This window comes from Bacillus sp. FSL L8-0099, from assembly GCF_038006385.1.
In the GTDB taxonomy this organism is placed as follows: Bacteria; Bacillota; Bacilli; order Bacillales; family Bacillaceae_G; genus Bacillus_A; species Bacillus_A toyonensis.
The window spans coordinates 4703873-4722579 of record NZ_JBBOVC010000001.1 but is presented as its reverse complement, the minus strand read 5'-3'; the positions used below and the strand labels follow the sequence as shown (position 1 = coordinate 4722579).

18 protein-coding genes and 1 other annotated feature are annotated in these 18707 nt (G+C 36.9%); of the genes, 13 read left to right on the top strand and 5 right to left on the bottom strand.

Annotated features, from left to right (window positions below; all coding sequences use genetic code 11):
• The first annotated feature begins 33 nt into the window (after positions 1 to 33).
• Both MHH42_RS24060 and MHH42_RS24055 read left to right on the top strand, forming a co-directional pair.
• Complete coding sequence (locus MHH42_RS24060; protein WP_016109237.1) at positions 34 to 1098, top strand: tetraprenyl-beta-curcumene synthase family protein; 1065 nt, start codon at positions 34 to 36, stop codon at positions 1096 to 1098.
• Between the two features lie 131 nt (positions 1099 to 1229).
• Positions 1230 to 2692 (top strand): IS1182 family transposase gene (locus MHH42_RS24055; protein ID WP_375166148.1). Its coding sequence is split into 2 segments (ribosomal slippage): positions 1230 to 1791 and positions 1791 to 2692, totalling 1464 coding nucleotides; the frame shifts between segments, so codons are not numbered across the junction.
• Positions 2693 to 2726: 34 nt separating this feature from the next.
• Here the strand turns inward: MHH42_RS24055 and MHH42_RS24050 are convergent.
• From MHH42_RS24050 to MHH42_RS24035, 4 genes are all read right to left on the bottom strand, one after another.
• Positions 2727 to 4028, bottom strand: coding sequence for a PepSY-associated TM helix domain-containing protein (locus MHH42_RS24050; protein ID WP_262714690.1), 1302 nt, complete (start codon positions 4026 to 4028; stop codon positions 2727 to 2729).
• Between the two features lie 155 nt (positions 4029 to 4183).
• On the bottom strand, positions 4184 to 4858 hold the full coding sequence (locus MHH42_RS24045) for an aspartate/glutamate racemase family protein (RefSeq protein WP_016109236.1): 675 nt from the start codon (positions 4856 to 4858) through the stop codon (positions 4184 to 4186).
• 278 nt (positions 4859 to 5136) lie between these two features.
• Positions 5137 to 5709: a class I SAM-dependent methyltransferase gene (locus MHH42_RS24040; RefSeq protein WP_000764466.1), complete on the bottom strand. Its 573-nt coding sequence runs from the start codon at positions 5707 to 5709 to the stop codon at positions 5137 to 5139.
• On the bottom strand, positions 5706 to 6665 hold the full coding sequence (locus tag MHH42_RS24035) for a TIGR01212 family radical SAM protein (RefSeq protein ID WP_000868008.1): 960 nt from the start codon (positions 6663 to 6665) through the stop codon (positions 5706 to 5708). The genes MHH42_RS24040 and MHH42_RS24035 overlap by 4 nt, the downstream gene beginning before the upstream one ends.
• A 115-nt stretch (positions 6666 to 6780) precedes the next feature.
• On the opposite strand from MHH42_RS24035, the gene MHH42_RS24030 reads away from it, so the two are divergent.
• The 11 genes from MHH42_RS24030 to leuS all read left to right on the top strand — a co-directional run bounded on the left by MHH42_RS24030 (position 6781) and on the right by leuS (position 18221).
• Complete coding sequence (locus MHH42_RS24030) at positions 6781 to 7044, top strand: YtzC family protein (RefSeq protein WP_000840865.1); 264 nt, start codon at positions 6781 to 6783, stop codon at positions 7042 to 7044.
• Between the two features lie 15 nt (positions 7045 to 7059).
• Positions 7060 to 7209 (top strand): hypothetical protein, encoded by a 150-nt coding sequence (locus tag MHH42_RS24025; RefSeq protein ID WP_001129345.1) that lies wholly within the window; start codon positions 7060 to 7062, stop codon positions 7207 to 7209.
• A 136-nt stretch (positions 7210 to 7345) separates the two neighbouring features.
• Positions 7346 to 8368 (top strand): DUF418 domain-containing protein, encoded by a 1023-nt coding sequence (locus tag MHH42_RS24020; protein ID WP_016109235.1) that lies wholly within the window; start codon positions 7346 to 7348, stop codon positions 8366 to 8368.
• Between the two features lie 231 nt (positions 8369 to 8599).
• Entirely contained in the window at positions 8600 to 9361 is a 762-nt protein-coding gene (locus tag MHH42_RS24015; RefSeq protein ID WP_000165849.1) for an ABC transporter ATP-binding protein, read from the top strand.
• An 18-nt stretch (positions 9362 to 9379) separates the two neighbouring features.
• Entirely contained in the window at positions 9380 to 11239 is a 1860-nt protein-coding gene (locus MHH42_RS24010) for an FtsX-like permease family protein (protein ID WP_097837493.1), read from the top strand.
• 159 nt (positions 11240 to 11398) lie between these two features.
• A complete protein-coding gene (locus tag MHH42_RS24005) occupies positions 11399 to 11587 on the top strand; it encodes a hypothetical protein (RefSeq protein ID WP_340894329.1) in 189 nt (62 codons plus the stop codon).
• A gap of 112 nt (positions 11588 to 11699) precedes the next feature.
• The gene (locus MHH42_RS24000) at positions 11700 to 12266 is read left to right on the top strand and encodes a tyrosine-type recombinase/integrase (RefSeq protein ID WP_097837491.1); all 567 of its coding nucleotides are present in this window, start codon (positions 11700 to 11702) and stop codon (positions 12264 to 12266) included.
• A gap of 34 nt (positions 12267 to 12300) precedes the next feature.
• Positions 12301 to 12798 carry a cation:proton antiporter regulatory subunit gene (locus MHH42_RS23995; protein ID WP_001026058.1) on the top strand — a complete coding sequence of 166 codons (498 nt, stop codon included), beginning with the start codon at positions 12301 to 12303 and terminating at the stop codon, positions 12796 to 12798.
• 3 nt (positions 12799 to 12801) lie between these two features.
• On the top strand, positions 12802 to 14025 hold the full coding sequence (locus MHH42_RS23990) for a cation:proton antiporter (protein WP_000380433.1): 1224 nt from the start codon (positions 12802 to 12804) through the stop codon (positions 14023 to 14025).
• A gap of 257 nt (positions 14026 to 14282) precedes the next feature.
• Entirely contained in the window at positions 14283 to 15476 is a 1194-nt protein-coding gene (locus tag MHH42_RS23985) for an MDR family MFS transporter (RefSeq protein WP_001137542.1), read from the top strand.
• Positions 15477 to 15528: 52 nt separating this feature from the next.
• Positions 15529 to 15747, top strand: a binding site (T-box leader).
• A gap of 65 nt (positions 15748 to 15812) precedes the next feature.
• Complete coding sequence (gene leuS / locus MHH42_RS23980; RefSeq protein WP_000009469.1) at positions 15813 to 18221, top strand: leucine--tRNA ligase; 2409 nt, start codon at positions 15813 to 15815, stop codon at positions 18219 to 18221.
• 25 nt (positions 18222 to 18246) lie between these two features.
• On the opposite strand, the gene MHH42_RS23975 is transcribed toward leuS, so the two are convergent.
• On the bottom strand, positions 18247 to 18675 hold the full coding sequence (locus tag MHH42_RS23975; protein WP_000800326.1) for a GNAT family N-acetyltransferase: 429 nt from the start codon (positions 18673 to 18675) through the stop codon (positions 18247 to 18249).
• Positions 18676 to 18707: the final 32 nt, after the last annotated feature.

The window sequence follows — 18707 nt, the reverse complement described above, 5'->3', positions numbered from 1 at the left end:
TTTGTACAATGAATAGAGGAGATGAAGGAAGAAGTGAACGTACCGAGTAATCCCATAACGCTCATGGCGAAAGTATACCGTGATGTGTTTCCGGTTGTACACCATGAGCTAGCGATGTGGAAAGAGCGTGCCTACCATATTCCGAATGATGAGCTTCATAGTCAGGCAATCGCAAGTATTGAGCATAAAACGTTTCATTGCGAGGGCGGTGGCATTTTAGCGCTATTAGCAAATGGACACCGAGAGGAATGTATTCGTTTTATCGTAGCGTATCAAACGATTAGCGACTATTTAGATAATTTATGTGATCGCAGTACATCACTTGATCCGAACGATTTTGCCGCGCTGCATGAATCCATGTTAATGGCATTATCACCTGAAGTAGAAGGTGGCGGTAATTATTATCGTTATCGTGATGATCAAGATGATGGTGGTTATTTAGATGAACTTGTTGAAACGTGCCAAGATGTTTTAAAGAAAACGAAGCACTATGACAAAATTGCTCCTGTTCTTCATGAACTAGCTTGTTATTATTGTGATTTGCAAATTCATAAACACGTGAAGTTAGAAGAAAGAGAGCCGCGCCTGAAAACTTGGTTTGAAGCACATAAAGAAAACTTACCTGAGATGAGCTGGTTTGAATTTTCAGCATGTGCCGGTTCTACACTTGGAATTTTCTGTCTTGTAGCATATGCATTTCATGATGAATTACATGATGAAGATATTGCGAAAATTAGACAAGGGTACTTCCCTTACGTACAAGGACTCCATATTTTACTTGATTATTTTATCGATCAAGAAGAAGACCGTATAGGCGGAGATTTGAATTTCTGTAGTTATTACGAAAACGAGCAAGCTATATTAGATCGCATGAAACATTTTGTAGAAGAAGCAGAGAACAGCATTGGTGATTTGCCTCATGCGAAGTTTCATCGTCTTATTAGCCGAGGGTTACTTGGTATTTATTTATCAGATCAAAAAGTATCAGCACAAAAGAATATGCACAAAATGGCACGGCGCATTGTAAAATACGGAGGGCTTACTTCACGATTCTTCTATTGGAACGGGAAGTTGTACCGAAAGAAAATGGCGCAGTGATGAAGAAAACCACTCTATATGAGTGGTTTTCTTCAGGCTGTGGAGAAAGTCTTCTCCACAGCCTGTTTATGTGTCTGAACCTCTTTTTATGTGTCAACACTGATAAAAAAGAGGTAAAGGAGAGATTTTTTATGATGGGTGCTTTAAAAAATCATCGTGATGAGCGTGTATCCGTTTCTGTAGAAGAATTAGTTCCGCAAGACCATTTCCTTCGTGCGATTGAAGCGACAATCAGTTTTGATTTTATTGAGGAAAAGTTACGCCCTTATTACTGTGAAAACAATGGTCGTCCGTCAATTCACCCTATCGTTTTATTTAAGATGATGTTTATCGGATATTTTTATGGTATTCGTTCAGAGCGACAATTGGAAAAGGAGATCAAAACGAATATTGCCTACCGTTGGTTTCTAGGTTTTTCTCTATCAGATACAATTCCAGATCATTCTACAATCAGTTGGAATCGCCGTACTCGTTTCATTCATACAAATATTTTCGAAGAAATTTTTGATGAGATTGTGAGTCAAGCGACCGAGCACCGTATGGTGGGAGGACGTGCGTTGATGACAGATTCTACACACATTAAGGCGAATGCCAATAAAAATAAATTTGTACATAAATATAAAAAAGAAAAGGCAAAGTTCTATATAGATGAACTAGAAGCTGCGGTAATCGAAGATCGTGAGGTACATGGAAAAAAGAATTAAGACCTAGAAAGGAAAGTGATACCCCCACTAAAAAAACTCGTATCAGTACAACGGATCCAGATAGTGGATTTTTAATGAGGGATGGAAAACCGAACGGTTTTCATTTCTTAGATCATCGTACGACTGATGCGAAATATAATATTATTACAGATACCTATATAACGGCTGGAAATATGGCGGATTCCGAGCCGTATTTAGCACGTCTACAAGCTCAAACTAATAAATTCGGATTCAAAGTTGAAGCTGTAGCTCTTGATGCAGGCTATTTTACAGGTTATATCTGTAAGAAACTATCAGAACAGAATATATTTATGGTGATGGGGTATCGCCGATTTGGAAAGCGAAATAAAGACGTTCCGAAAAGCCAATTTAAATATGTAAAAGAAATGAATGTATTTGCTTGTCCGATGGGATGTATTTTAGAATATACGACAACGGATCGCGAAGGATATCGTCAATATAAATCAAATCCAGAAGACTGCGCTGTTTGTCCGCTACGTGAGGTATGCTTTTCAAAAAAACAAAAACAAAAAGTTATCACTCATCATATATGGGAAAAATATAAAGATATCGCTAGAAAAAACAAACTAACAGCTACAGGGAAAAGACTGTATAAAGTACGCTGTTCAACTATAGAGCGAAGCTTTGCGGATGCCAAAGAACTACATGGCTATCGATATGCTCGGTTTCGAGGGCTGAAGTCTGTCCAAATGCAAGCTTACCTCACCGCAGCTTGTCAAAACATGAAAAAAATAGCCCTTCACCTAACCAAAAAAGGTCTGGTGGAGGGCTGTTTTTCTAAAATTTATTATTTTATATTGTTTTCATTTACTAAAATTAAAAAGGATTGCAGAATGTTGGGAACCCTAAAGGGTTTCCCAACACTCTGAAGAAAACCACTCTATATGAGTGGTTTTCTTTTCATTATAATCGTATTTTTGAAAATACATATATAAGAAGTTCAATCGCAAAAATAACTAAAACAGACAGTCCGAATAAAGGCATGACAGCGCCTAGTATAACCATCATGATAAAGAAAACGAGTACGCTTTTCTTATCTCTTTGCTTTGGCGGTGCTGCTAATTTTCCTTTCGGCTTTCTTGCTAACCACATTTTTATTCCGTAATAAATGAGAAGTAATAAAGAAAATGTCGTTAGTAAGCATAATATTTTATTTGGCCATCCGAATAAATGTCCTTCGTGAAGCGGGATACCGTAAGTGAACCATTGTGCAAATAAGCCATAATCACGATAGTCCGTTTTTGAAATGAGTTCTCCGCTATATTGATCAAAGTAAGCTGTTATCTCTTCATTTGGTGCAACATGCATACCTGTAATACCAGAACCGCTCGATTTCGAAACAGTGAATACACCTTTTGGATCAGCTGGTAGTGAGATAACATATGGCTTTTTTATTTCAATTCCTTTTTGTAATTCATCGACAGAAATTGCTTTCGGTTCATTTGAATTCGATTCAGGCGGAGCTTCTTTTCTTGTTGCCCACGGCAATTCTTTTACCTTCGATTCAGGCGGTGCCATATATAATTTGGGATATCCGATCGATTCATTCGACGCTGCGATTTTATAAATTTGGTTGCCCATAAATCCTGACCACGGCAATCCAGATGCGACTAGCAGAACGAGAGGAATTGTAAATATAATACCGATAATAGAATGACGCCGTTTTGCTTTTTCTCGCTTATTGGATGATGGTGTGTTTTTGAATTGGCGTATACTCATATATAAACCAGTCATAATTAAAAAGATTGTCCAGCATGCTGCGAGTTCTACAATATAGTTGACGACAGTACCACCAACTAAAAGAGAACTATGTAATTCCCGCATGATATTGGCAAACGTTTCACTTGCGTTTTGATCCCCAACAATTTGATTATTGCTATCTAAATACACATATTTTTGTTGCCCAGTATATTCATTCGCAATAGTAAGCCTCGTATTATAATCCCCATTAAACTCACTAATTTTCGCCACACTATAATGTGGATATTTTTTCTCAGTTAAGGAAATAGAATCAGACATCGAAATAGATACTGTTTGGGCGCTCTTCCCAAAATATAAATCTTTATAGATGAAATCTTCAACCTCTTCCCGAAATAAATACCCAATTCCGCTCAGTGACAAAGTAATAAGAAGCGGCGTAATAAAAAGCCCAGCATAAAAATGCCAACGCCAAAAAATGTAATGAAGCGAACGATTTTGTTTCATACTTTCAGTTCCCCTAACCTTCCCTATATGAATAACTACTTATTTAATATAGCGAGATTAAGTGTGATTACTTTGAAAGAATTGTGAAGAAAGTTAAAAGTTTTGGGGATTTTTAGCAAACAAAAAACACATTTTAAAAGGGCTGTTTTCTATGTTTATGAAGATCTCTTAGTATTTGATAGATACATCCTAACAACCGCCTCAGCAAGACATTGAGCAGAATCCACAAAATCCTCACTCGCCACAACATTCAAATCAGTACATGCGATAATAGCAGTATCTATTTCATCTTTTAATTGTAAAACGAGTGCGCTCCATAATTTGCGGGCTTCTTCAACTTCTCCGCTTTTAATACAAGTAATAATTTGATTAATCATCTCCTGCCATTTTTCATTATGGAGGTATTCTATATTACGTTTTGCAATCCCGTCTTGGTAAATTCCAGCTTGAACAGTCGCTTCTGTTGCGAGAAGAGCGACTCTTTTTACAGTTTCAGGAATTGCTCGTAACGTCTCATCGACTATATTCAAAATTGGAATAGAAAGAGAATGCTGTAATTCTTCAAAATAAAGATGCGCTGTATTGCACGGCATAGCAATAAAGTCTACACCAGCACTTTCGAGTTTTTGTGCTCCTTCAATAATCGCTTTTTTCATCGCTTCGTGATCGATAGGACGATCCATGTAAAACGGTGTTGGGCAAGAATAAATCATCATATGAGGAAAGTCCATATCATGTTTTGCTCCATATATTGTTTGGCACTCTGCTACAACTGTATCGACGAATGGCCCAGTTGATTTTGGCCCCATTCCTGCTAGTATTCCAATCATTTTTTCGTCTCCTTTAACATTGTATATATCCATTATATAGGAGAATAACAAAAAGACGTGCAGTGAGTGCACGTCTTTTTTTGTTATGTTTTGTCGAACAATCGATATATCCAAGAAATCGTTGATATATTGTAAGTTATGATAGATATATCGAAAAAATCGTTGATATATCCCGAGTTATGATAGATATAATTGAAAAATCGTTGATATAATTACCCCGTTAATGCTCGATTGGTGAGGGCATTAACGGGGGATGCCCCACTGATTAAAGTTTCACTTTATCGCTTCTCAATCGCCACAATAAATGGCGGGTTATTTTGCTGGTTAATGAAGCCGTATCGCAAAACGTGAGCTTGTTTTTGGTCGAGTTCTTCTGCAAATTTAAGTACAGCGTCGCGTTCTACTTGTCCTTCTGGATGTCCGTGGTAAATGACAAGGACGATGATACCTTCAGGTGCCATTACTTCTAATAATTGTTCAATCGCCGAAATCGTTGAGTTCGGCTTTGTAACGATATGTTTGTCTCCGCCTGGAAGGTAACCTAAGTTGAAGATTGCGCCTGTTACTTTTCCTTTTGCATCTTCTGGTAATACGGATACAAGTGTATCGTGACTATCGTGAACTAAAACAGTACGTTCGAAAAGTTTTTTTTCTTTTAGACGGATAGTAGAACTTTCAATTGCTTCTTTTTGAATATCAAATCCAAATACTTTTCCGTTATCTCCAACAATTTCAGCTAGGAAGCAAGCATCATGACCATTTCCGAGTGTTGCATCTACAGCGTAATCGCCTTCTTTAACAGCCGTTTGCAGCAGCGAGCGAGCAAACGGTAATACACGTTCTAATTTCATTTTTGTTTCTCCTCATTTGCATATTTTCCTTGCCAGCTTCCGCGGCGTACAAATTCTGCATCGATGGAATTTAATACTTCCCATTTATTTAAGCTCCACATTGGGCCAATCATTAAATCAGGTGGACCGTCACCTGTGATACGGTGCACAATTACGTCTTCTGGAATCATTTCAAGTTGGTCAACAACGAGACTTACGTAATCTTCAAGAGAAAGAAACTCCAATTGTCCTTTTTCATATTGCTTCACCATTGGCGTTCCTTTTAATAAATGAAGCAAATGAATTTTAATTCCTTGTACGTCAAGCTTCGCTACTTCACGAGCTGTTTCCATCATCATGTCGTAATCTTCAAGTGGAAGACCATTAATAATATGAGAGCAAACTCTAATGCCGTGCTTACGTAATTTATTTACACCTGCAACGTAAGACGGATAATCGTGGGCGCGGTTAATAAGATTGGCAGTACGTTCATGGACAGTTTGTAGTCCAAGCTCAACCCAAAGATAAGTGCGTTTATTTAAGTCCGCTAAATATGCAACGACATCGTCCGGTAAACAATCTGGACGAGTTGCGATAGAAAGACCGACAACGTCTTTTTCTGCTAGAAGCGGTTCAAATTTTTCTTTTAACACTTCAAGTGGAGCATGTGTATTTGTGTACGCCTGGAAATAAGCGATACATTTTCCGTCTTTCCACTTTGCGTGCATTTTTTCTTTCATTTCATGATATTGCGTTATAACATCATCGCGGCGATCGCCAGCGAAGTCACCAGATCCAGCGGCACTGCAAAATGTACAGCCACCATAAGCAACTGTACCGTCACGGTTCGGGCAATCGAAGCCAGCATCTAATGAAACTTTAAAGATTTTTTCACCAAATTCATTTCGTAAATGGTAATTCCATGTATGATAACGTTTATTGTCGTTTGTATATGGAAAAGGGTTTTGAACCTTCATTACTTTCCCTCCTAAGACGAGTCAAAATGAAACAAATAAAATCCATTATAACATACTCATAAGGTTCAGATGGAAGGGACACACTAAAGGGGAATTGAAGCAAGGAGGGACAATTATGGCAGAGCGTCAATCACTTGAATCGTATATTACACAGGCGGAACAAGCGGTGGAATATGCGAAAGAGCAATTAGATCTTGGTATGAGACAAGAGCATTACAATACGATGGAGTATTCAGATGCACAGTTACAATTAGAACAAGCATATAACGATTTACAAACGATGCAACAACATGCGAATGATGAGCAACGTGAGCAGTTAAATAGAGCACGTATGGCAATTCGCCAATTGCAACACCAAATGATTATTACACCGCACTAATAAGGAGTGAATGTAATGGCGAAACGTTCAGATCAAAATAACCCAGAGCAAAAAACACAAAATGGACATAACGCTGAGTTTTCGAATGAGCTTGATCCAGTTGTGCAAGTGAAACAGCGCAACAGTAAAAAAGGACAACCTCAAAGATCGAAGCAATCAGAGTAGACCAGGTCGCAATATGACCTGGTTTTATTTTATTATATTACAATAATGTAAGATTCCTGTAAGGTTAACCGATAGTTACGATTGTCCTTTTCCAGTAGAGTAAGGAAGGATTAAATTTTATACAAGGAGTTGCTTTATGGGGAACAATATTACAAACAAACGAATTGATGAGTTAGATTACATTCGTGGTTTCGCACTACTGGGGATTATTTTAGTAAATATTCTTGCACTACTTAATATTAAAATTCCAGACCCTAATACAGTGGATGCAAGTTATCAAAGGTTTCTATACTTATTTGTAGAAGGTCGTTTCTTCTCAATCTTCTCATTCTTATTTGGAGTAGGATTCTATATCTTTATAACGAGAGCAATTGCGAAAGGGAAGAATGGATATGTTCTATTTCTACGCCGAGTAGTTGCACTATTTATTTTCGGTTTGATTCATTACATGTTTCAGCCAGGAGAGGCATTAACGTTATATGCAATTTGCGGGTTAATCGTTTTACCATTTTATAAAGCGAAAAAAGAAGTGAATTTAGTAATTGGTCTTATTCTTACAATAGCTTTTAGTATTATGGCTTTTAAGGAACTATTACCATTAGGATTAATTTTATTAGGCCTTGCTGCAGGGCAGTATAAAGTATTTGAAAACCTTTCAGCGAAAATTAAACAAGTCGCTATTTTTACAGGCATTATGTTTGTATTAAGTGTTGCAGCGTTATGGTATCAATATGGGCACGTTCCTGCTGAGCCATTCGTAAATATGATAATCATGAATGAAGATGGAACAATAGATGCTACAGGTCAATTCTTAAAAATTGGTGTTACAGTCGGACCGATTATTTCAGCTTTCTATGTCGGAGCATTAATTTTATTACTTCAGCTAAAACCAGTTCAAACATTGTTAGCACCACTGAAATACTACGGTCGTATGGCGTTAACAAATTATATTGGACAAACTGCAATGATCTTAATTGCAGGTAGTGTATTTAACTTTGTAGGAAACTTAACATACATGCAGACGTTATATGTTTGTATCGCAATTTATGCAATTCAAATTGTTTTTAGTGTAATTTGGATGAAAATCTTTAAAATGGGTCCACTAGAATGGATTTGGCGTGTTATTACGTATTGGACGGTAACACCTTTAAAGAAATAAAGAGAGAAGTCGGCTGTTCCTTTTGTGGAACAGCCTATTTTTATTGTTATCTTTTGTCGGTAAGTCGATATATTTTGAAAATCACTGATAAAAATTCATTTACGAACGAACCTTACACACGCCCGTTTTTTATATTACAAAAGTGTAAGGTAATTGTAATGTTAACAAATAGCAGTTCACCCCCAAAAGGCGCAAAATAGGTAATGGAAAAACAAACGTAGGAGGATATATATGACGAAACCAGTTGTAGACGTGAAAAACGTTCAAAAAGTGTACGGTAAAAAAGGTGAGAACCAATCACACGCTTTAAAAGGTGTTTCATTCTCGATTCAAGAGGGTGAGTTTGTTGGGATTATGGGACCATCTGGTTCTGGTAAAACGACATTATTAAATGTAATTTCAACGCTTGATAAAGCAACGGGCGGCGTTGTTGAAATTGCGGGTACGGATATTACGAAAATGAAACAAGGCGAGCTTTCTGATTTCCGTTCACAAAAATTAGGATTCATCTTCCAAGACTTTAACTTATTAGAGAACTTATCTATTTACGAAAACATTGCACTTCCACTTTCACTTCAAGGTGTTTCATCACGTAACATTGGACCGAAAGTAGAAAAAGTAGCAGATATGTTAGGAATCACAGAAATACTTCAAAAGTATCCATCTGAAGTATCTGGTGGACAGAAACAACGTTCAGCAGCAGCACGTGCTTTAGTACATGAGCCAGCAATTATTTTAGGGGACGAGCCAACAGGAGCGCTTGATTCTAAAAATGCAGCGAGTTTACTTGATGCGATGACAAACTTAAATGAAGATCAAGGCGTATCTATTATGATGGTTACACATGATCCGTATAGTGCAAGTTACTGTCAGCGTATTTTATTCATTCAAGATGGTGAGCTATATAAAGAAATTCACCGTGGTGGTACACGTGAAGAGTTTTATAAAGAAATTTTAGATGTGCTTGCAGACTTAGGCACACAAAAAGCGTAAGAAAGGAGGTTCTAGAGCATGTTATTTAAACTTTCCATGTCAGGACTAAAAAGTAAGCTGAAAGATTATATCGTCTTACTTGTCGGCCTTGTCATGTCTATTTCAATTTTTTATATGTTCCAAACATTAGCGTTAAACGAGGCCTTCCTTAAGGAAAATTCTACTATTGGTCAAATTGGATTTGTATTCCAAGCAGGTTCATTTTTACTAGCTATTATAACATTCTTCTATATTTTATATGCGAACTCTTTCTTACTATCTCTTCGTCAAAAAGAGTTTGGTATGTATATGATGTTAGGAGCAAAAAAGCATAAAGTTACATTACTTATGTTTATTGAGACAATTGTATTAGGTGCCGCGTCTCTTGCGATTGGACTTGCAGTTGGTGTAGGACTTGCTGAAGGTATTGGTCAGTTGTTAATGAAACAACTCGAATTTGCGGGTGAAGGTTATAAAGCATTTTATTTACCATCCATGACTGTTACTTTTATCTTCTTCTTTGCACTATTTGTATTATCAGCAATTATGAACAGTATTAAATTATCTCGCATTTCTGTATTACAACTTGTACATGCAGATGCACAAACAGAACGTGTTGCGGTAAAAGGTAAAATGACAGGTTTAGTTGCATTCCTTGCGGTTATTTTATTAGGTATTGGCTATGCATCAATGATTTACATGGAAAAACTAAGAGAAATGGGAATCATTATTGCATTAATTACAACAACAGCTGGTACTTACATGCTATTTGGATCGCTTCTTCCTGTTATTATTAAAAAGTTAAAAAGTAATAAAAAACGAAGCGAAAAAGGGCTTAACGCTTTTACTTTTGCACAATTAAACTTCCGTATTAATAGTTTAACGAAAGTGCTTGCGACAGTAGCAATGTTAGTTGCTCTTGGAGCGGGTGCAATTTCAGGTGGTATGGCGTTTAAAAATAACGTTATAAAAATGGTAGATGGTTTAGTAATATATGATTCAGTAGTTCATAACCCAACAGCTGAAGAAAAGAAAATTTTAGACGGTATTACATTTAAAGAGAAAAGCGAATATCGTTACAAAGTAGATGATAAATACGTTTACTATGTAAAAGAGGATTTAGAGAAAAATCGTCCTTTAGTAAAAGATATGACAAACGTGAAGTCGATGAAAGATTTAGTAAATACGAAGAAAGCTTCAGAGGAACTACCAGTAGGTGCAGTTTCTAGAGAAATGAATGAAAAAGATGCGAACGCTAAAGAACTTCCACAAGAATGGGTTGATGCTTTTAGTACAATCCATCCATATTATATATACGAAGATCATGCGATTAAAATTGTAGATCAAAAAATGTACGATGGGATAAATGGTAAAGAAGGTATAGCATTTATCGGAAAAGTAGATGATTTCTTAACATATACAAAAGAATGGAAAAAACTTGACGAGTTGCAGCTAGATAAATATAAAAATGTAACGGCTGAAAGAATGAACAGTAAATATCAAGCTTACGACATGTTCTACGGTTTTGCGAGTGGAACAGTGTTTATGGGCTTCTTCCTTGGCATTGCTTTCTTAGCGATGATGGCAAGTTGCTTAATGTTTAAAATTCTGTCTGGTGCATCAAAAGATATTACGCGTTATCAAATGCTTCGTAAAATCGGGGTGCGCCGTGAATTATTAACAAAATCTATTTATAAAGAGTTATTCTTAGTATTCTTATTCCCAGCAATTGTGGGTATCGCTCACGTATTAGTTGGTATGAATATTTTCGGATTTATTTTAATGGATCCTTACTTCCGTATTTGGGTACCAATCGTAATTTTCGTAGTTATTTATGCGATTTATTACTTCATTACAGTTCAATTGTATAAAGGAATTGTTCTTCCGAAAGAGGACTAATAACAAAAATACCGAGCATAGGGTGCTCGGTATTTTTCTTTATTTTCAGAAATAAATATCAAAAAAACATTGATATGTTACTTAATTATGTTATAGAATATAATTAAGTAACATAAACTAAATGTATAAAGTAGCAGGAACTGAAAGGAGGAATCCAATTTGCAGAAAGAAGGTGGATCTTTATTTGAAGTTATAAGTATAGCGCTAAGGTCCAAAGAAGTTTTACTATTTTCATCTTTATCCCTCGTTATTTTTCTAACCGCAACGTATTTTTACAATAGTAAGTTTCCAAATCATAAATATCCAGAATTTTTAGATGAATTAAAGTATATCGCTTCAATTGTATAGTGTAAAAAATTTAAAAGGAAATGGATAATACATGGAATTCTCATAGCATGATAAGGTAAAATGGACAACATGATGAGAAAATTACCGTTCATAAGATGAGGAGAATACATGTATGGAAGTTGTAGAGGCACTAAAAGATATAAGCCAAATTGAGGCTATGAAAAAATATTTGAAAGAGCATTCCCAGCGAGATTATCTTTTATTCGTTATTGGAATTAACACGGGATTAAAAATTACTGAGCTACTTAGTATGAAGTTTGAAGATGTATTAAATGAAGATGGAACTGCTAAAGAGTTTTATTCTCTTCCTGTGAAAGATGAAAAATTTAAACAAGATATTTATTTAAATACAAAAGTAAAAGAAGCGCTTTTAGCGTACGTACAATCTTTTGATGCTCAAAGAGAAAACTACGTATTTCAATCTAATAAAACGACAAATTCAATTACGCGTCAACAAGCTTATCGGGTGATTCATAATGCTGCGGAAGCAGTTGGAATTATTGGGAAGATTGGAACGAATTCAATGAGAAAAACATTTGGGTTTCACGCGTACAAAAGAGGAATAGCGATTGCGCTACTGCAAAAACATTTCCATCACGCAACGCCATCAGAAACGCTCAAATATTTAGGTATTTCAAAAGATGAAAAGTTTAAAACGGAGATCGATGTAGATTTGTAAAAGCCGTAACTAAAAATTTTAGGGGGCGGAAAATATGAATATTAGAGAAAGTGAACTTCCGGGTATTGGTTGTAAGTTTGAAGTAATTACGAAAGGTAATGAAAAAATGGTTATCGTTATTCATGATGATGGAAGAAGAGAAATGTATCATTTTGATGTGGATCATGATGAGAGTATTTCAAGCATTTCTCTTCGCGATTCTGAAGCGAGACAAATTGCGGCTATATTAGGCGGAATGGTCTATAGGCCACAAGCGTTAGACACGATTGAGATGGCTTTTGAAGGATTATCAATTGAGTGGTTTAAAATAGAAAATAACGCACCAGTCGTACAAAAGACAATTGGTAGTTTACATGTTCGAAAAACATATAACGTAACAATCATTGCTATTTTGAAAAAGAATATGAAGAAATTTTTCAATCCAGGTCCAGATTCTATCATTGAGGCTGGTGATATGCTCGTATTATCGGGTGAAAGACATGAAGTGAAGAGAATTATTAATGAGTTGCTTTCAGCGGGAGGTGACTCATAATCGATGGATACTTTAGTCTTTGAAGTTGGAACTGCGTTAGTATTAGTAGCTTTTGCAGCTATCCTCGCTGCAAAGTTAAAGTTTTCGATTATTCCGTTTCTCATTATACTCGGTATGCTAGTGGGGCCTCATGCCCCAGATTTAGGGCTTATCGATTTAAGGTTTATTGAAAGCGGAGAAGTAATTTCCTTCCTCGGCCGTGTTGGCGTCATATTCCTCTTATTCTATTTAGGCTTAGAATTCTCAATAAAAAAATTAATTAAATCCGGAAAGTCGATTGCTTTTGGGGGAACTGTTCATATATCGCTTAATTTTATATTAGGTTTGCTTTACGGATATATAATGGGTTTCCCCTTATTAGAAACATTAATTATTGCCGGAATCATAACAATTTCCTCGAGTGCAATTGTCGCAAAAGTAATTGTTGATTTAAGGCGATCTGGTAATAAAGAGACGGAGCTAATTTTAGGAATCATTATGTTTGATGATATCTTTTTAGCTGTATATTTGTCAGTTGTTTCAGGGTTAGTACTCGGAGGGGCAACGTCATTTGTAGGTGCTCTTACATCTGTTTTAATCGCAGTAGGCTATATGTTATTATTCTTTATAATCGCTCGAAAAGCTACGCCGTTCCTAAATAAAGTATTAGATATTTCGTCTAATGAAATTTTTATTATCGTAATATTCGCTATTTTATTCTTTGTGGCTGGTTTTTCAGAAACGATTCATGTTGCTGAGGCGATTGGAGCGTTATTATTAGGGCTTGTCTTTTCTGAAACGGAGCATAGTGATCGAATCGAGCATCTTGTCGTTCCGTTTCGTGATTTCTTTGGAGCTATATTCTTTTTCAGTTTCGGTTTAAGTATAGATCCATTTTCTCTTGGAGGAGCCGTGTGGTTGGCCTTAGGAGCAGTTTTCATTACTCTCATCGGTAATTTTATCGCTGGAATGGCTGCGGGACGTAAAGCAGGGTTATCACATAAGGCATCTACGAATATCGGATTAACGCTTGTATCACGCGGAGAATTCTCCATTATTGTCGCAAATATTGGAATTGCGGGCGGCTTAATGGCGACGATTAAACCATTCTCAGCTTTATACGTGTTAATATTGGCATCGTTAGGTCCTTTGTTAACGAAAGAGTCTGGGAGGATATACTCTCTGTTGGATAAAATATTTAAATGGAGCGCTAAAGAACGTGCGAAGCGAGAAAAAGAAGTTGGGTAATATAAAAAAGAGGAGACTGCATGAAGTGAATGCAGTCTCCTCTTTTTTATAGATTGTTGCTGCTGTCGTTTTTTTCGGTAAGTCGATATAATTAGAAAATCTCTGATATATTTTCAAGCGACAATCAATATAATTTCATTTACCGATAAACCATTATCTGAATTTCATCAACTATTAATCAGTTGCCTTCCTATTTAAAAACGACTACAATTTTACTGTTATATATGAACGAAAAAAATAGAATAGGAGGGGAGAATATGCCAAGGAAAGTATGGCTATTAGTAGCTGGGATGATTATTAATGTCACGGGTGCTTCTTTTTTATGGCCTTTTAATACAATTTATTTGCATGATCATCTAGGGAAATCTTTATCAGTGGCTGGAATGGTATTAATGATCAACTCGCTTACTGGTGTAATCGGAAACTTGCTCGGCGGTGTTTTATTTGATAAATGGGGCGGTTATAAATCAATTTTAGTAGGAATTGTCATTACACTCGTATCGATTTTAGGTCTTGTGTTCTTCCACGGTTGGCCGTTATATGTTGTATGGCTAGCATTAATTGGCTTTGGTTCTGGAATGGTCTTTCCATCGATGTATGCGATGGTTGGTACAGTTTGGCCAGAGGGCGGAAGACGAGCATTTAATGCGATGTATGTTGGACAAAACGTTGGTATTGCGATTGGAACAGCGTGCGGTGGTTTAGTTGCGTCGTATCGTTTTGATTATATTTTCTTAGCGAACTTTATTTTATACTTTGTTTTCTTCTTAATTGCTTTTATTGGATTCCGTGGTATGGAAGACAAAAAAGGGTCAGAGGTACAAAAAGAAGTCGAAACGAAAAAAGGGTGGTCACTTACACCGGGATTCAAAGCACTTCTTATTGTGTGTGTAGCATATGCTTTATGCTGGGTTACATACGTACAGTGGCAAGGGGCGATTGCAACACATATGCAAGAATTAAATATTAGCCTTCGTCACTATAGTTTATTATGGACGATAAACGGAGCGATGATTGTTTGTGCGCAGCCGCTCGTTAGTATGCTAATTCGCTGGATGAAGCGTTCTTTAAAACAACAAATTATGATTGGGATTTTCATTTTTGCGGCTTCATTCATTGTGTTAAGTCAAGCGCAGCAATTTACGATGTTCCTCGTTGCGATGGTAACATTAACGATTGGTGAGTTATTCGTATGGCCAGCGGTTCCGACCATTGCAAATATACTTGCACCGAAAGATAAATTAGGATTTTATCAAGGGGTCGTAAATAGTGCGGCGACTGTAGGGAAAATGTTCGGACCAGTCGTTGGCGGAGCAATTGTTGATTTATACAATATGGAAGTATTGTTTATCGCAATCATGGTAATGCTTGTAGTAGCGCTTATAGCAACGAGCATTTATGATAAACGAGTAAAAGTAGAAGAAACAGTTGAAGAAAAAATTGCAGTTTAGTTTGACGGAACATGTAACATGTTTTAGAATATATTTAAATTAACTCATATTTGTAATAACAGTGAAAAGGAGTAGTAGTAATAGAAGCTGGTTTAGAGAGTTGACGGTCGGTGCAAGTCAATCCACGTTTCGTTATGAACTCGCCTTTGAGTTGCAGTTGTGAAACTAATAGTAGCAATTGCCGTTAATCCACGTTACGGATCTAAGCGAATGTATATTTTACATTAATTTAGGGTGGTACCGCGGGAATCTATAACCTCTCGTCCCTTTCTAGGGATGAGAGGTTTTTTGTATTTTGGGCGGTGAAAATAAATAGAATTTCAAGGAGGGTATCTCATGAGCTTTAATCATCAAGAAATTGAGAAGAAGTGGCAAGGATATTGGGAAGAGAATAAAACATTCCGTACGCCAGATGAGACAGAAAAACCAAAATTTTATGCACTAGATATGTTTCCATATCCATCAGGTGCAGGCTTACACGTAGGACATCCAGAAGGTTATACAGCGACAGATATTTTATCTCGTATGAAGCGTATGCAAGGATATAACGTTCTTCATCCAATGGGATGGGATGCATTCGGTCTTCCAGCAGAGCAATATGCACTTGATACTGGAAACAGCCCGGCAGAATTTACAGAGCTTAATATTAATACGTTCCGTAATCAAATTAAAGCATTAGGCTTCTCTTACGATTGGGATCGTGAAGTAAATACAACGGATCCAAACTACTACAAGTGGACACAATGGATTTTCCTAAAACTATTTGAAAAAGGCTTAGCTTACGTTGATGAAGTACCTGTAAACTGGTGCCCAGCACTTGGTACAGTACTTGCAAACGAAGAAATCATTGATGGTAAGAGTGAGCGCGGTGGGCATCCGGTTGAGCGTCGTCCGATGAGACAGTGGATGTTAAAAATTACAGCTTACGGAGATCGTCTATTAGAAGATCTAGATGAGCTTGATTGGCCAGAAAGCTTAAAAGATATGCAACGTAACTGGATTGGTCGTTCTGAAGGTGCAGAAGTACACTTTAACATCGACGGTACAGATGAAAAATTCACAGTTTTCACAACGCGTCCTGATACACTATTCGGTGCAAGCTACTGTGTACTTGCTCCAGAGCATGCACTTGTTGCTGACATTACAACTGCTGAGCAAAAAGAAGCTGTAGAAGCTTATATTAATTCTGTAAAAATGAAGAGTGATTTAGAGCGTACAGAACTTGCGAAAGAGAAAACTGGTGTATTCACTGGTGCTTACGCAGTTAACCCAGTAAACGGTGAGAAATTACCAATCTGGATCGCTGATTACGTTCTTGCAACTTACGGAACAGGTGCTGTAATGGCGGTTCCAGCTCACGATGAGCGTGACTATGAATTCGCATCAACGTTCAATCTTCCAATGAAGGAAGTTGTAAAAGGCGGAGACATTACGAAAGAAGCATACACAGGTGATGGTGCACACGTAAACTCAGCATTCCTTGATGGCTTAAATAAAGAAGAAGCAATCGCAAAAATGATTGAATGGCTTGAAGTGACGAGCGCAGGAAATCAAAAAGTAACGTACCGTCTACGTGACTGGTTATTTAGCCGTCAACGTTACTGGGGTGAGCCAATTCCAGTAATCCACTGGGAAGATGGCACAATGACAGCTGTGAAAGAAGAAGAATTACCATTAGTTCTTCCGAAAACAGAAAACATCCGTCCTTCAGGTACAGGTGAATCACCACTTGCTAACATTGACGAGTGGGTAAATGTTGTTGATCCTGAAACTGGTAAAAAAGGTCGTCGTGAAACGAACACAATGCCACAATGGGCTGGTAGCTGTTGGTACTACTTACGCTACATGGATCCAAACAATAACGAAGCACTTGTAGATCCTGAAAAAGTAAAACAATGGCTTCCAGTTGATATTTATATCGGCGGTGCAGAGCACGCTGTACTTCACTTACTATATGCTCGTTTCTGGCATAAAGTATTATATGATATCGGTGTAGTTCCAACGAAAGAGCCGTTCCAACAATTATTCAACCAAGGTATGATTCTAGGTGAAAACAACGAGAAAATGAGTAAATCAAAAGGTAACGTTGTAAACCCTGATGATATCGTAGCGAGCCATGGTGCAGATACACTTCGTCTATACGAAATGTTCATGGGACCATTAGATGCTTCAATCGCTTGGTCTGAAAATGGTCTTGACGGAGCTCGTCGTTTCCTAGACCGCGTATGGCGCCTATTCGTTCAAGATAACGGTGAATTAAGTGAGAAAATTACTGATGCACCAAATAAAGAGCTTGAAAAAGCTTACCATCAAACAGTGAAGAAAGTAACAGAAGACTATGCAGAGCTTCGCTTCAACACAGCGATTTCTCAAATGATGGTATTCATCAACGATGCATACAAAGCTAATACACTTCCGAAAGAATATGTAGAAGGTTTCGTAAAAATGATTGCACCAGTTGCACCTCATATCGGGGAAGAACTTTGGAGCAAGCTTGGTTACAATGAAACAATCACATATGCAAGCTGGCCAACATTTGATGAGTCTAAACTTGTAGAAGATGAAGTTGAAATCGTTGTTCAAATTATGGGCAAAGTTCGCGCAAAATTAACAATGAGTAAAGACGCATCAAAAGAAGAAATGGAACAACTTGCACTTGAAGCAATTAAAGAACAAATCGAAGGAAAAACAGTTCGTAAAGTAATTGTCGTTCCTGGCAAACTTGTTAACGTTGTTGCAAACTAATGAATGAAAGAAAAGCTCAGAGCCTTTATGCTCTGAGCTTTTTTATATAGAAAATAATTTCTGGATCACCTTCATCTAAGTTTTCAATTATTCCACTACGCATAAATCCATTCGCTTTAAAAACTTTTTGCATATTTGCATTCGATTCGTTCGTTGAAGAAAAAATTTTTTGCGTAGGAGAATTACTTAACATATAGGAGATTAATGAGCTTGCATGGCCTTGTCTTCTTTTTGTTGGCGAAACAATGATTAATGAGAGGAACGTGTAGCTAAAGAAGTTCGTATCATACGTCAGAAAACCTAAAATAGAATTGTCTTCTTTTACAATGATGCATTTCTCCTCATCAATAGCGTGTTTAATATAATTTCGTCTACTATCGTCTCCGATTACATCAATATCTATATGTAAGATTGAATCTAAATCGTCGTTTGAAGCTTTTGTTACGTTCTTCAATAGAAATACCTCCTTTTAAAGTGGAGAAAGAA

Bases quoted from the DNA above. Each gene is read 5' to 3' on its own strand.
- MHH42_RS24020 (WP_016109235.1), top strand. From the start codon at position 7,346: ATGGGGAACAATATTACAAACAAACGAATTGATGAGTTAGATTACATT.
- MHH42_RS24015 (WP_000165849.1), top strand. From the start codon at position 8,600: ATGACGAAACCAGTTGTAGACGTGAAAAACGTTCAAAAAGTGTACGGT.
- MHH42_RS23990 (WP_000380433.1), top strand. From the start codon at position 12,802: ATGGATACTTTAGTCTTTGAAGTTGGAACTGCGTTAGTATTAGTAGCT.
- MHH42_RS24000 (WP_097837491.1), top strand. From the start codon at position 11,700: ATGGAAGTTGTAGAGGCACTAAAAGATATAAGCCAAATTGAGGCTATG.
- MHH42_RS24050 (WP_262714690.1), bottom strand. From the start codon at position 4,028: ATGAAACAAAATCGTTCGCTTCATTACATTTTTTGGCGTTGGCATTTT.
- MHH42_RS24035 (WP_000868008.1), bottom strand. From the start codon at position 6,665: ATGAAGGTTCAAAACCCTTTTCCATATACAAACGACAATAAACGTTAT.
- MHH42_RS23995 (WP_001026058.1), top strand. From the start codon at position 12,301: ATGAATATTAGAGAAAGTGAACTTCCGGGTATTGGTTGTAAGTTTGAA.
- MHH42_RS24010 (WP_097837493.1), top strand. From the start codon at position 9,380: ATGTTATTTAAACTTTCCATGTCAGGACTAAAAAGTAAGCTGAAAGAT.
- MHH42_RS24025 (WP_001129345.1), top strand. From the start codon at position 7,060: ATGGCGAAACGTTCAGATCAAAATAACCCAGAGCAAAAAACACAAAAT.
- MHH42_RS24045 (WP_016109236.1), bottom strand. From the start codon at position 4,858: ATGATTGGAATACTAGCAGGAATGGGGCCAAAATCAACTGGGCCATTC.
- MHH42_RS24030 (WP_000840865.1), top strand. From the start codon at position 6,781: ATGGCAGAGCGTCAATCACTTGAATCGTATATTACACAGGCGGAACAA.
- MHH42_RS24040 (WP_000764466.1), bottom strand. From the start codon at position 5,709: ATGAAATTAGAACGTGTATTACCGTTTGCTCGCTCGCTGCTGCAAACG.
- MHH42_RS23985 (WP_001137542.1), top strand. From the start codon at position 14,283: ATGCCAAGGAAAGTATGGCTATTAGTAGCTGGGATGATTATTAATGTC.
- leuS (WP_000009469.1), top strand. From the start codon at position 15,813: ATGAGCTTTAATCATCAAGAAATTGAGAAGAAGTGGCAAGGATATTGG.